We start from the raw sequence: 11,852 nt of genomic DNA, 5'->3' as shown, positions 1-11,852 counted from the left end.
ATCCTGCGCAAGATCGCCGAAAACGACTACGGCAGCCTCGGCGACACCTCGACACTCGCAGACCCCTCGGTGGTCGAGGAACTGATCGCCAACCGCATGAACCACGCCTGATCCGGAGGTCCTTCCCCTCGATCCCCACCCGAACCGTCATCCTCGGGCCTGACCCGAGGATCTCCTACCACCCGGAGATCGTCCGGTCACGCCGGACGATGACGCGGACCACCACAAGGACACCACCCCGCAAGCCCCCGGCCTGCGGGGTTTTTCCGGCGCGCGTCGCAAAGAGGCGAGACAGTCGCTTTCCGTCCCTCCAGCCTGCGCACATGCCGCGCGCATTCCCCTGACGAAACCGGATTTCAGCCATGACCACCCTTTCGGCACAACCCGCCCCCGCGCCGTCGCGCGCGTTGCAGGGCATATTGTGCATCGAGATCGGCATGCTGTTCTTCGTCGGACAGGACGCGCTGATGAAATCGCTGCTGACGCTCTATCCGGTCTGGCTGCTGATCTTCGTGCGCTCGATCGTCACCCTGCTGGTGCTGACCCCGCTCATCTGGTGGCTCGGGGCGCCGCATCGCCTGCTGACCCCGCTCTGGCCGCTGCACCTGCTGCGCGCCTTTCTCTTCGCCTCCGGCTTTTCGATGTTCTACGCCGCCTTTCCGTTCATGGGGCTGGCCGAGGTCAGCACGATCTTTTTCGCGGCCCCCCTGATCACCGCGCTGATGGCCGCGCTCTTTCTGGGCGAAACCATCGGCCCGCATCGCAGCATCGCCCTGGTCGTGGGCTTTGGCGGGGTGCTCATCGCAATGAATCCGGCGGGCGAGAATTTTTCCTGGGCGGCGGTCCTGCCGCTGCTCTGCGCCGTAACCTATGCGATGTCCCAGATCATCGCCCGCCGCATCGGCGACCGCGAGAGCACATTGACCGTCGGGCTTTACACGCTGACCTTTGCCGGGGTTCTGATCCTGCCGATGGGCTGGTTCGTCAACCAGGTCATCCCGATCACCCCCGACCTTGCGCATTTGCGCTGGGAACTGCCAGCGCGCGCCTTTTCCGACCTGCCGCGCCTGACGCTTCTGGGACTGATCGGCATGGCCGGATACATGCTGCTGTCGCGCGCCTATCAGGTGGCCAATGCCAGCCTTGTCGCGCCGTTCGACTATTCCTATCTGCCCTTCGCCACCATCGTTGCCTGGCTGCTCTGGGACGAGGTGCCGGGCCTCGACACCCTCGCGGGAATGGCGCTCATCATCGCCTCGGGCCTTTATCTCGGCTGGCGCGAACTGCGCGCCGCGCGCCGCACCGACGAGATGCCGGTGACCGCCGAGGCGATCTTTGTCCCCGGCAGCCCGCTGCCGCCGCAGATCCCCGAGGAAGAAAGCGCCCAATGACCCGCATCGCCACCCTGCCCGAGCGCGATCTGCGCGGTTATGTCCTCGTCTTCATGGCGGGCGTGCTGTGGTCCACCGTCGGGCTGGGCATCCGCCTCATCGACGAGGCGCAGGTCTGGCAGATCCTGTTCTACCGCTCGCTGTCGATGACCGCGCTGCTCTACGTGGTCATCCGCCTGCGCACCGGGCGCGATCCGCTCCGGCTGGCGCTGCGCATGGGCTGGCCGGGGGTGATTGGCGCACTGTCGCTGGTCGCCGCCTACAGCGGGGCGATATTCGCGATCCAGACCACATCGGTCGCCAATGCGATGATGCTGTTCGCCTCGGCACCGCTGATGGCCGCCATTCTCGGCCGGCTGATCCTGCGCGAACATGTCCGCCCGCAGACGTGGGTGGCGATCTGCGTCGCCGCCTGCGGCATCGCGGTGATGGTGTGGGACAAATTCTCGGGCGCCGCCCTGATGGGCAATCTCGCGGCCATCGGATCGGCGGTGGGGTTCGCCACCTTCACTATCACGCTGCGCTGGGGCAAGGCGACCGAGATGCTGCCTGCGGTCTTTCTATCGGGCATCTTCGGCACGGTGCTCATGGGCGCGATCTGTCTCTCGCTCGGCCTGTCGCTGACGCTCTCGCCCTCGGACACCGGCATTTCCCTTGGCATGGGGGTGTTCCAGGTGGGCGCGGGGCTGATCCTCTACACCATCGGATCGAAAACCGTGCCCGCCGCCGAACTCACCCTTCTGTCGCTGGCCGAGGTGGTGCTTGGTCCGGTCTGGGTCTGGCTGCTGCTGGGGGAAACCGCAACGCTCAACACCCTGATCGGCGGCGCGATCCTGCTCGGCGCCATCGCGGGCAACGCCCTGTCGGGCGCGCGCCGCAAACCGCCGCCACCCATGGTCTGATCGGCAATGCGCCGCTGGTGCGGGATTTTGAAACCGCCGGAAAAATCCCTATGTTGCGTTAAAGATCATTCATTGACCGAAATTTCTGAAGAGGAGATGACCATGAAACGCAGCCTGATCATTGCCAGCATCGCCAGCCTGACCCTCGCGGGCTGCCTCGACACCACCGACAACCGCGAAGTGACCGGTGCGGCGCTCGGCGCCGGCGCCGGGTTGATCGGGGCCGCCATCTTCGACGCCAATGCCGGATGGACGGTGATTTCAGCGCTTGCCGGGGCGGCCGCAGGCACGCTCATCGCCCGCAACACCCGCACCAATCAATGCGCCTATTCCAACGGTGACGGCACCTATCGCACCGTGCCCTGCTGATCGGGCGAATGTAAGACACTGTGCTGGAAAGAGATGGCTGCTCCTGGGGTGTTCTAGGTTGCGAATGGCCTGAAGCTGCCACTCGCGCGGAATCAAGGCGCGGCACGCGCCGCCGCGCGATCGCCGGGCCGTCCCGCGGCCTGGCGATTTTGAAACGAAGCGCAACACTTCGAAGTCATACGGACTTTGCTGGCATAAAGTGGCGGTTCCCGCCGTTGCTTCGCCAGTCCCCGGCCCTGCGACCGCGCAGCTCCTCAGTCGTTGGTCAAAGTCTGATCAAGGCCACTCCCCCAGTCATCAAGCAGGCCGTGCCCTACCCTCGCCCGCGATACGGCGGCACATCCTGATCCGGGATCCACACATCCTCAGGACAGGCCCCCGTCTGCCAGAAGACATCAATCGGAATACCGCCGCGCGGATACCAGTAGCCCCCGATGCGCAGCCACTCCGGTTCCAGAAAATTCACCAGCCGCCGCGCAATGGAAATCGTGCAATCCTCGTGAAACGCCCCGTGATTGCGAAAACTGGTGAGATAGAGCTTGAGCGATTTCGACTCCACCAGCCAATCACCCGGCACGTAATCGATCACCAGATGCGCGAAATCCGGCTGCCCGGTCATCGGGCAGAGCGAGGTGAACTCGGGCGCGGTAAAGCGCACGTTATAGCGCACATCCGCCTGCGGATTGGCCACCCGCTCCAGCACCGCCTCTTCCGGGCTTTGCGGCACCTTCGTCGAGCCACCCAACTGCGTCAGCCCTTCATAGATATTTTCAGCCATGCCTTCCCCTTTCACACGCCCCGCCTGTTGCCCCAGAGCATGACATGCAACTGCGGCAGAACCCGCGCCTCGAACCATCCGTCAGCCGTCACCCGCTCCACCAGCCAGCGCATCCGCGCGTCGATCCCCGCCTGATCCACGCCTGCGCTGTCGTCATCGGGCGGCGGCGGGGTGTGGTTGCCGGGTTGCAGGTAGACCGCCAGCAGCGGCAGGAACTCCGCCACCTCGCGGGCGAAACGGTAATCGGCCTCGTCAAACACCACGATCTTCAGAACCGTCTGCGCGCCATCCGCCGCCTCGGCGCATTGCCCCAGCATCGCCCAGTCCATCTCCATCCCGCTCGACGGCGGCTTAGGGCTGAGCACCAGCATGTCGAGATCGGCAAACCAGCCCCGCGCCACCGACCCTTGCGTCTCAAGCGCAAAGCGATAGCCCTTTTCCCGGCCCAGCCGGATCAGCGGTCCCAGCGGCTGAATCGCCGGGTTCCCCCCCGAAAGCGTCACCATCACCGGCCGCCCGCCCGACAGCCGCTCGATCTCGGCCATCACATCAGTGACGGCCATCGGCTTCCACGTATCGCGATAGGCGGCATCGACCGCGTGCAGGCTGTCGCACCAGCTGCAACGATAATCGCAGCCCCCCGTGCGCACAAAGACCGTCGGCAGCCCGATCAGCGCGCCCTCGCCCTGGATCGTCGGCCCGAAAATCTCGGCAACACGGATGGAATCGTTCATGGCCGGTATTCCGCCCATGTCTTCGGCGTCTCGCTCACGCGGGCCGCCACCACCTCGGGCCAGCGCGTCTTGCACCAGTCGTGGAAATGCCTTGCCATCCGTTCCGCGGTCACACAGTCGTCGCCCAGCACGTCATTGAGATGCCGATGATCCAACTCCTCGTCGATATAGCGCTTCAACTCGGCCAGATCGTGATAATCGCGCACGAACCCATGCGCGTTCAGCGCGTCCGAGGCAAGCTCGACCACCACCACGTAATTATGCCCGTGCAGCCGCGCGCATTGATGCGTCGCGGGCAGATCCTTCAGCTGATGCGAGGCCGAGAAATGGAACTCCTTGGTGATCCGATACATCACGCGCCCCTCCCGGCCACGGCCGTCAGCCAGAAATCGCGATCCTCATAGACGGTCGGATCGACCACCCCGGCCAGATGAAACGCCTCGCGCCGCTCCACACAGGTGCCGCAGCGCCCGCAATGCCGCGCGCCGCCCTTGTAACAGGACCAGGTTTCGGCAAAGGGCGTGCCATGACGCGCGCCGTCCCTGACGATATCCGCCTTCGACCCCTCCACATAAGGCGTATAGAGCTTCACCTCGGCATAACCTTCAAGCGCGCGGTCCTGCATCGCCTGAAACGCCTCGATGAATCCGGGGCGACAGTCGGGGTATATGAAATGATCGCCGCCATGCACCGCCGTGGCCACCGCATCCGCCTTTTCCGCCGCCGCCATGCCAAAGGCAATGGCCAGCATGATCGCGTTGCGGTTGGGCACGACGGTGATGCGCATGGTCTCTTCGGCATAATGCCCGTCCGGCACCGCCACATCGTCCGTCAGCGCCGATCCCGACAGCGCCGCCCCGATCTGCCGGATATCCACCACCCTGTGCGCCACGCCGAGACGCTGCGCGCAGGCGGCGGCAAACTCCAGTTCCTTTGCGTGACGCTGGCCATAGTCGAACGACAAGAGGCCCATCAGCACATGTTCCGCCGCGACGCGATGCGCCAGCGACACGGAATCGAGCCCGCCCGAGCAGATAACAATCGTCTTCATCATTCGTCCTTGTTTTGAGCGGGTAGGCTGCGACCGCGTAACGTGCCGCATCTAACCCCTTGTCGCCCCGAAAACAAGCCATGCCGGCCCATACCCCGTGGCGTAGGACCGGAAAACCGCCTCAGAGGGTCTTGACGGGGACGCCTGCGGCCAACACAGTCGCACAGTTTTTCAACCGCCCGAACCTGCCAGGTATATCAAGGTGACAACCCATCTTTCCGACACCGTAGCACTCCTGCGTGACCTCATCGCCTTTCCGACCGTGTCCGAGGTCAGCAATCTCGACATGATCGCCTTCCTCGCCCACCGCCTCGAAGGCCACGGCGCACGGGTCGACATCTTTCACGACGAGATCGGCCACAAGGCCAACCTCTTCGCCACCATCGGGCCGGAGGTGGACGGCGGCATCGTTCTGTCGGGTCATTCCGATGTGGTGCCGGTCGCGGAACAGGACTGGTCCAGCGCGCCGTTTGAGCTGACCGAACACGACGGCCACCTCTACGGGCGCGGCACCTGCGACATGAAGGGATTCATCGCCGCCGCAACCGCCATGGCCCCCTATTTCGCCGAACGGGTGCGCGACCGCCCCGTTCATTTCGCCTTCACCTATGACGAAGAGGTGGGCTGTTTCGGCGCGCAGGCCCTGGTCGAGAGCCTGCGCGCGCGCGGCATCCGCCCCGGCGTGGCGATCATCGGCGAACCCACCTCGATGCGGGTGATCGAGGGACACAAGGGGTGTTACGAATATACCACCCATTTCTGCGGCCTCGCCGGGCATGGTTCTGCCCCCGACCGGGGTGTGAATGCGGTGGAATACGCCGTGCGCTACGTCAACCGCCTGCTCGAACTCCGCGAGGCGCTGCGCGCCCGCGCGCCGGAGAACAGCCGCTTCGACCCGCCCTGGACCACGATCAACACCGGCAGCCTCAAGGGCGGCGTCGCCCATAACGTCATCGCCTCCAACGCCACCATCGAATGGGAAATGCGCCCGGTGCAGGCGGCGGATGCCGCCTTCGTCAAGGAGGATCTGCGCCGCTATTGCGAGGAAATGCTGCTGCCCCGGATGCGCCAGATCTGCCCCGAGGCCAGCATCGTGACAGAGGTGATCGGCGAGGTGGACGGTCTCGAACCCGCCGAGGTGAACGAGGCGCGCGACATCATGATGGAACTGACCGGCGCCAACGGCGCCGATCTCGTGCCCTTTGGCACCGAGGCGGGACTGTTCCAGCAATACGGCATGTCGGCGGTGGTCTGCGGCCCCGGCTCGATCGACCAGGCGCACAAGCCGGACGAATACGTCTCGCTCGACCAGTTGCAGCAATGCCTCGACATGCTCGGACGGCTTGGCGACAGGCTGGCGGCGTGACCGGCGCACGGGCCACGATTTTCCGTTAGGGAAAAATCGCCCGGCGTCGTAAATTGACCGGATACCAGTCACGGATTTCTTCGCGTCATTTTCCGATTTCAGCACAGGAAGTTCCGCCATGAGCCTCAAGATCATCGGATCGGGTTTCGGACGTACCGGAACCATGTCCACCAAACTCGCCCTCGAACAACTCGGCTTTGGCCCCTGTCACCACATGGTCGAGGTCATGCAGAACCCCGAACAACCCGCCCACTGGGCCGCCATCGCCGCCCACAGGCCCGTGGACTGGGAGGCGGTGTTCCACGGCTACACCTCTCAGGTCGACTGGCCCGGCGCCGCCGTCTGGCGGCAGACCACCGTCGCCTTTCCCGACGCCAGGGTCATCCATACCGAACGCCCCGAAGTGGACTGGTGGCGCAGTTTCAACACCACCATCAGCAAGTTTTTCACCAAAGCGCCCGCAATGGATCTGCCGCCGCACATCCAGGACATCTTTCGCATCATGTCGGGCTGGTTCCTCAAGGAGACCTTCGAGGATCACACCGACCGCGATTGCGCGATTGCCGCCTACCGTGCCAACAATCAGGCGGTGCGCGATCTGATCCCCGCCGACCGCCTTCTGGTCTTTCATGTCGCCGATGGCTGGGAACCGCTCTGCAATTTCCTCGACGTGCCGGTGCCCGACACACCCTTTCCCCGCTCCCACCCGCGCGACGAATTCTGGGCGCATTTCGGCGGCGAACCGGCCTGACGCTGACGCCACCCGCGCTGCGTATACTTCCCGCGTACGCACTGCACACCATGCACGCGCAGCGCTCAGACCTTGCGGAACGTCAGGTAATGCGGCACCCGCCCCTCGCGCAGCGCCTTTTGCTCATACCGGGTTGAAATCCAGTCGCTCCAAGGCTCGCGCCAGTCGGCGGGCCGCTCTGCCAGCCATTCGAACCCGTGCCCGGGCACCTCTTCCAGGGTCTGACGCACATAGTCGGGAATGTCGGTTGCCACCCTGAAAATCGCGCCATTTTTCAATACGTTATGGAGGGGTTTCAGATACTCCGGCGTCACGAACCGGCGCCGGTGATGACGCTTCTTGGGCCAGGGATCCGGGTAAAGCAGAAAGGCACGGGAAATCGACTCTGCGGGCAAAACATCGAACATGTTGCGGACATCACCGGGATAAACCGCTATATTTTGCGCCCTCGACTCCCGGATCTTGCCCAGAAGCATCGCCACACCATTGATGAAGGGCTCACATCCGATAATCCCCGCCTGCGGATTACTCACGGCCTGATGCACCATATGCTCGCCGCCGCCAAATCCGATCTCCAACCAGACATCCATATCTCCGAAAAGTTTTTTCAGATCAATGGGTTCTCTGTCGGGATTCTCATCCCATCCGACCGGACCCGGCGACAGTTTTCCCAGATCCTCCTCCAGATATATCTCCTGACTCGGCCGCAGGGTCTTGCCCCGGAACCGGCCATAGAAATTGCGCCACGGCGCGCCAGAGGAATGTCTGTCTTGGGTCATTAAAAGTTAATGCGACACATGAATTTTATGCGTCATTGACTTGATTATACTGATTTTTTCAGAGCATCCACTAAGTTGGTCTGCTCCCAGCTAAAACCTCCGTCACCCTCAGGTGCCCGGCCGAAATGACCATAGGCGGCGGTGCGCGCGTAGATCGGACGCGCCAGATTCAGATGCTCTCGAATGCCGCGCGGGGTCAGGTCCATGCACTTGGCGACGGCTTTTTCTATCGCGGATTCAGGCACTTGGCCAGTATCATGCGTGTCCACATAGATCGACAGCGGCTTGGCCACGCCGATCGCATAGCTCAGTTGCAGCGTGCAGCGCCGCGCCAACCCCGCCGCCACCACGTTCTTTGCCAGATAGCGCGCCGCATAAGCCGCTGATCTGTCTACCTTTGTCGGATCCTTGCCGGAAAATGCCCCACCGCCATGCGGCGCAGCGCCGCCATAGGTATCGACGATGATCTTACGTCCGGTCAGCCCCGCATCGCCGTCCGGCCCGCCGATCACGAAGGTGCCTGTCGGGTTCACCCACCATTCCGTCGCCTCGGTCAGCCACCCCTCGGGCAGAACCTGCCGGATGTAAGGCTCTACAATCGCACGAATATCCGCGCTGCTCTGCGTCTCGTCACGGTGCTGCGTTGAGAGCACCAACTGCGTCACCTCGACCGGCTTGCCATCCTCATAACGCAATGTGAGTTGCGACTTCGCGTCCGGTCCCAGCGTCGGCTCCGCCCCCGATTTGCGCGCCTCGGCCAGCCGTTTCAGGATCGCATGTGCATAAAGGATCGGCGCGGGCATGAATTCCGGTGTCTCATCAACGGCATAGCCGAACATGATCCCCTGATCCCCGGCCCCGTCCCGGTCCACGCCCTGCGCGATATGGGCGGATTGCGGGTGCAGCATGTTATGCAGTTGCAGGGTATTCCAGTGAAACGCATCCTGCTCATAGCCGATATCACGCACGCAATCGCGCACGATTCCGTCGATCCGGCCCATGAAATCCGCAAGCCGCGACTTGTCCGACAACCCCACCTCACCGCCCACGACCACGCAATTGGTGGTGGCAAAGGTCTCGCAGGCCACCCGTGCATTGGCCTCTTCGGTCAGAAACGCATCGAGGATCGCGTCGGAAATGCGGTCGCAGACCTTGTCAGGGTGCCCTTCCGAGACGGACTCGGAAGTGAAAAGATAGTTTTGTCGTGCCATGAAAGTGCTCCATTGAATGACGCCGCCACGCCAGGAAGCCGTTGTGACGGGATTGCGTTTGGTTACGCGCGCACGGGCCGGTCGTCAATCACATTCTGCGCCATTCTCGTGCCCCGTTACCAAGGGGCGATGACACCAGAATGATCAGGAAAAACAGGAGCATCGGCATATCCCCCGTCCGCGCATAGACCGTCGGCGGCAGCGGCGACGGCAGGGCTGCATCCAACCAGCCCGCCTCTCCGAGCGGGATCGAGGCCGTGACCCTGCCGGTGGCGTCGATCATCGCGGACACACCCGTATTGGCCACCCGGATCATCGGCAACCCCTGTTCGGCGCTGCGCAGCCGGGCCTGCGCCAGATGCTGATAGGGGCCGGAAATCTCGCCGAACCATGCGTCATTTGTGATCAGCAGCATGAATTCGGGCCGTTCCGGTGCGGCGCGGATGTCCTGGGCAAACACGCCCTCATAGCAGATCAGCGGCAGCGCCCGGCCAAGCGCCCCCATGTCGATCACCTGCGCGCCCGGTCCGGGGGAATAGCCTTGCCCCTGACTGGCCGCGAGACCATAGATGCCGAACCGTGCCATCAGATCGCCAAAAGGCATGTATTCCCCGAAGGGCACGAGGTGATGCTTGTCATAGACCGAGGCCACGGTTCCCCCGGCCTCGACCAGCGCCAGCGAATTGTAGAGACGTGGACCGTCATGGCGTTGCAGCCCGACCACCACCGGCACGCCGCCCGCCGCGTCCGAGATCACCTCGAGCGTGGGTGCCGCATCGTTGAGCATCACCGGGACCGCCGTTTCAGGCCAGACGATCAGATCGGGACGGGTGTCGCCCGCCGACGAGAACGCGATCTGCCGGTCGAAAAACTCCTGCACCTTGTCGCGCTTCCATTTTTCGTGCTGCGGCGCGTTGGGCTGAACGAGACGCACAGTTGGCGCCTCATCCGGCGCAGACGCATCCGGGGTGAGCCACGCGCCAAGCGGCCAGAACAGCGCCACCGCCACGCAGCCTATGATCCCGTCAGATCGCCCCTGAACCGCCCGCCAGAGCGCCACAGATGCCAGCAGCAGCAGCGCCAGCAGACCCAGTCCACCAAAGTAAGAAGACCAATGCAGAAGCGGCGTATCTATCAGCACCTGACCGGGTCGCGCCCAGGGAAAACCCGTGAACAGATAACCGCGCGCCGTCTCGGTCAGCCCCAGACCACCGGCGAATCCTGCAACGCCCCCGCCCATCGCACGCCCCAGCCCCAGGCCACCGGCCCAGAACAGAGCCAGCCCCGCCGCCAGGCCAAGCGCTGCAAAGGGGGCCATCCAGCCATGGCGCGCGACATCGACGAGAAAGGGTTCAATAATCCAGCTCAGCGCGACAAGAAAATATCCGGCGCCGACGGCCCAGCCCAAACCGGCCCCCTGCCGCCAGCCTGCCGCGCGCTCGAAGAGGCCGTAAACCAGTGCCAGGACGATCAGGGTAAACGGCCAAAGTCCCCACGGGGCCTGGCCCAGGGCTGCCAGCGCGCCGAAAAGCAGAAACACCAGGATACGGCGACGCCGCGGCAGGGCCCATATCCGGTCGGCCAGACCTCCCGCGCGAAGAGGATCAGCCATTCACAGCCTCTGGCAGACGCACACGCAGCCGCTTGATCCGCCGCGGATCGGCCTCGATCACCTCGATCACCGGTCCGGCGGGATGCTCGATCACCTCGCCTCGCACCGGCACGCGACCAAGCAGCATGAAGACCAGCCCGCCCAATGTGTCGATCTCTTCTTCATCGACCTGATCCACATCGGTGAGCGACTGGCCGATTTCGGCCTCGAACTCTTCCAGCGGGGTCTTGGCGAGGGCGACATAGCAGCCGGGCTTTTCCTGGGTCCAGTATTGTCCCTCATCTATATCGTGTTCGTCCTCGATCTCGCCCAGAACCTGCTCGATCAGATCCTCGATCGTCACAAGGCCGTCAACACCGCCGTATTCGTCGATCACCAGCGCCATGTGGCGGCGCTCGGCCTGCATCTTCTGCAGGAGAACGCCAATCGGCATCGAGGGCGGCACAAAGAGCAGCGGTCGCAGCATCTCCTTGAGCGAGAACCGCCCGCCATTGCCGTTGAAGCCGTGCTTGAGCGCAAAATCCTTGAGATGGACAAACCCTATGGGCGTATCCAGCGTCCCCTCATAGACCGGCAGCCGGGTCATGCCGCTGTCGCGGAACACATGCACCAGCTCCTCCTTGGTGATCGTGGCAGGCACCGAGACGATATCCGCCTTGGGGATCGCCGCGTCTTCGACGGTCATGTGCCGCAGATTGCCGATCCCGGGCGCCCCGTTCACCGGGGCGCTGTCCGCGTTCATGCGTGTCTCGCTGTCGTCGCTGGGGTTGAACACCCCGATGATCCGGCGGAAAAATCCGCTCGCCGCCTCTGTCTCTGTCTGGCCGTCCGGCTGCGCGCTTTGCGCTGCGCTAGAAGACCCGTCGATACTGTCACCCATCCGTCTCATTCCAAAAACAAGGCTTTCG

General features: G+C 63.7%; 13 protein-coding genes and 1 riboswitch. Of the genes, 5 read left to right on the top strand and 8 right to left on the bottom strand.

The annotated features are described in order from the left end of the window. The first annotated feature begins 362 nt into the window (after positions 1 to 362). The 3 genes from BSG08_RS17170 to BSG08_RS17160 all read left to right on the top strand — a co-directional run bounded on the left by BSG08_RS17170 (position 363) and on the right by BSG08_RS17160 (position 2,662). Entirely contained in the window at positions 363 to 1,391 is a 1,029-nt protein-coding gene (locus BSG08_RS17170) for a DMT family transporter (RefSeq protein WP_093039075.1), read from the top strand. After that, positions 1,388 to 2,293: a DMT family transporter gene (locus tag BSG08_RS17165; RefSeq protein WP_093039074.1), complete on the top strand. Its 906-nt coding sequence runs from the start codon at positions 1,388 to 1,390 to the stop codon at positions 2,291 to 2,293. Before BSG08_RS17170 ends, BSG08_RS17165 begins: the two co-directional genes overlap by 4 nt. Positions 2,294 to 2,395: 102 nt before the next feature. Next, complete coding sequence (locus BSG08_RS17160) at positions 2,396 to 2,662, top strand: glucose-6-phosphate isomerase (RefSeq protein WP_093039081.1); 267 nt, start codon at positions 2,396 to 2,398, stop codon at positions 2,660 to 2,662. A 313-nt stretch (positions 2,663 to 2,975) separates the two neighbouring features. On the opposite strand, the gene queF is transcribed toward BSG08_RS17160, so the two are convergent. From queF to queC, 4 genes are read right to left on the bottom strand one after another with little or no spacing between them, the layout of a single operon-like run. Next, positions 2,976 to 3,440 (bottom strand): preQ(1) synthase, encoded by a 465-nt coding sequence (gene queF, locus BSG08_RS17155; RefSeq protein WP_093039073.1) that lies wholly within the window; start codon positions 3,438 to 3,440, stop codon positions 2,976 to 2,978. 11 nt (positions 3,441 to 3,451) lie between these two features. Then, the gene (queE, locus tag BSG08_RS17150) at positions 3,452 to 4,174 is read right to left on the bottom strand and encodes a 7-carboxy-7-deazaguanine synthase QueE (protein WP_093039072.1); all 723 of its coding nucleotides are present in this window, start codon (positions 4,172 to 4,174) and stop codon (positions 3,452 to 3,454) included. Then, on the bottom strand, positions 4,171 to 4,527 hold the full coding sequence (gene queD / locus BSG08_RS17145; RefSeq protein ID WP_093039071.1) for a 6-carboxytetrahydropterin synthase QueD: 357 nt from the start codon (positions 4,525 to 4,527) through the stop codon (positions 4,171 to 4,173). The genes queE and queD overlap by 4 nt, the downstream gene beginning before the upstream one ends. Further along, on the bottom strand, positions 4,527 to 5,225 hold the full coding sequence (queC, locus tag BSG08_RS17140; RefSeq protein WP_093039080.1) for a 7-cyano-7-deazaguanine synthase QueC: 699 nt from the start codon (positions 5,223 to 5,225) through the stop codon (positions 4,527 to 4,529). Before queC ends, queD begins: the two co-directional genes overlap by 1 nt. A gap of 202 nt (positions 5,226 to 5,427) precedes the next feature. Between queC and argE the strand changes: the two genes are divergently transcribed. After that, on the top strand, positions 5,428 to 6,591 hold the full coding sequence (gene argE / locus BSG08_RS17135; RefSeq protein ID WP_093039070.1) for an acetylornithine deacetylase: 1,164 nt from the start codon (positions 5,428 to 5,430) through the stop codon (positions 6,589 to 6,591). A 118-nt stretch (positions 6,592 to 6,709) separates the two neighbouring features. Then, positions 6,710 to 7,342, top strand: coding sequence for a sulfotransferase family protein (locus BSG08_RS17130; protein ID WP_093039069.1), 633 nt, complete (start codon positions 6,710 to 6,712; stop codon positions 7,340 to 7,342). Between the two features lie 65 nt (positions 7,343 to 7,407). Here the strand turns inward: BSG08_RS17130 and trmB are convergent, their stop codons facing one another. From trmB to BSG08_RS17110, 4 genes are all read right to left on the bottom strand, one after another. Then, positions 7,408 to 8,121, bottom strand: coding sequence for a tRNA (guanosine(46)-N7)-methyltransferase TrmB (trmB, locus tag BSG08_RS17125; RefSeq protein WP_093039068.1), 714 nt, complete (start codon positions 8,119 to 8,121; stop codon positions 7,408 to 7,410). A gap of 44 nt (positions 8,122 to 8,165) precedes the next feature. Continuing rightward, the gene (gene metK / locus BSG08_RS17120) at positions 8,166 to 9,332 is read right to left on the bottom strand and encodes a methionine adenosyltransferase (RefSeq protein WP_093039067.1); all 1,167 of its coding nucleotides are present in this window, start codon (positions 9,330 to 9,332) and stop codon (positions 8,166 to 8,168) included. 5 nt (positions 9,333 to 9,337) lie between these two features. Beyond that, positions 9,338 to 9,385, bottom strand: a riboswitch (SAM-SAH riboswitch). 35 nt (positions 9,386 to 9,420) lie between these two features. Next, positions 9,421 to 10,944, bottom strand: coding sequence for an apolipoprotein N-acyltransferase (gene lnt, locus BSG08_RS17115; protein WP_093039066.1), 1,524 nt, complete (start codon positions 10,942 to 10,944; stop codon positions 9,421 to 9,423). Next, complete coding sequence (locus tag BSG08_RS17110) at positions 10,937 to 11,824, bottom strand: hemolysin family protein (protein WP_093039065.1); 888 nt, start codon at positions 11,822 to 11,824, stop codon at positions 10,937 to 10,939. Before BSG08_RS17110 ends, lnt begins: the two co-directional genes overlap by 8 nt. Between the last annotated feature and the right edge of the window lie 28 nt (positions 11,825 to 11,852).

This window comes from Roseovarius azorensis, assembly GCF_900109455.1.
In the GTDB taxonomy this organism is placed as follows: domain Bacteria; phylum Pseudomonadota; class Alphaproteobacteria; order Rhodobacterales; family Rhodobacteraceae; genus Roseovarius; species Roseovarius azorensis.
Note: the sequence above shows the minus strand (reverse complement) of the source record. Positions and strands in the feature narration are given on the sequence as shown.

Excerpts from the sequence above, each read along its gene's own strand:
- BSG08_RS17170 (WP_093039075.1), top strand. The coding sequence starts at position 363 with ATGACCACCCTTTCGGCACAACCCGCCCCCGCGCCGTCGCGCGCGTTG.
- BSG08_RS17165 (WP_093039074.1), top strand. The coding sequence starts at position 1,388 with ATGACCCGCATCGCCACCCTGCCCGAGCGCGATCTGCGCGGTTATGTC.
- BSG08_RS17160 (WP_093039081.1), top strand. The coding sequence starts at position 2,396 with ATGAAACGCAGCCTGATCATTGCCAGCATCGCCAGCCTGACCCTCGCG.
- queF (WP_093039073.1), bottom strand. The coding sequence starts at position 3,440 with ATGGCTGAAAATATCTATGAAGGGCTGACGCAGTTGGGTGGCTCGACG.
- queE (WP_093039072.1), bottom strand. The coding sequence starts at position 4,174 with ATGAACGATTCCATCCGTGTTGCCGAGATTTTCGGGCCGACGATCCAG.
- queD (WP_093039071.1), bottom strand. The coding sequence starts at position 4,527 with ATGTATCGGATCACCAAGGAGTTCCATTTCTCGGCCTCGCATCAGCTG.
- queC (WP_093039080.1), bottom strand. The coding sequence starts at position 5,225 with ATGAAGACGATTGTTATCTGCTCGGGCGGGCTCGATTCCGTGTCGCTG.
- BSG08_RS17130 (WP_093039069.1), top strand. The coding sequence starts at position 6,710 with ATGAGCCTCAAGATCATCGGATCGGGTTTCGGACGTACCGGAACCATG.
- trmB (WP_093039068.1), bottom strand. The coding sequence starts at position 8,121 with ATGACCCAAGACAGACATTCCTCTGGCGCGCCGTGGCGCAATTTCTAT.
- metK (WP_093039067.1), bottom strand. The coding sequence starts at position 9,332 with ATGGCACGACAAAACTATCTTTTCACTTCCGAGTCCGTCTCGGAAGGG.
- lnt (WP_093039066.1), bottom strand. The coding sequence starts at position 10,944 with ATGGCTGATCCTCTTCGCGCGGGAGGTCTGGCCGACCGGATATGGGCC.
- BSG08_RS17110 (WP_093039065.1), bottom strand. The coding sequence starts at position 11,824 with ATGGGTGACAGTATCGACGGGTCTTCTAGCGCAGCGCAAAGCGCGCAG.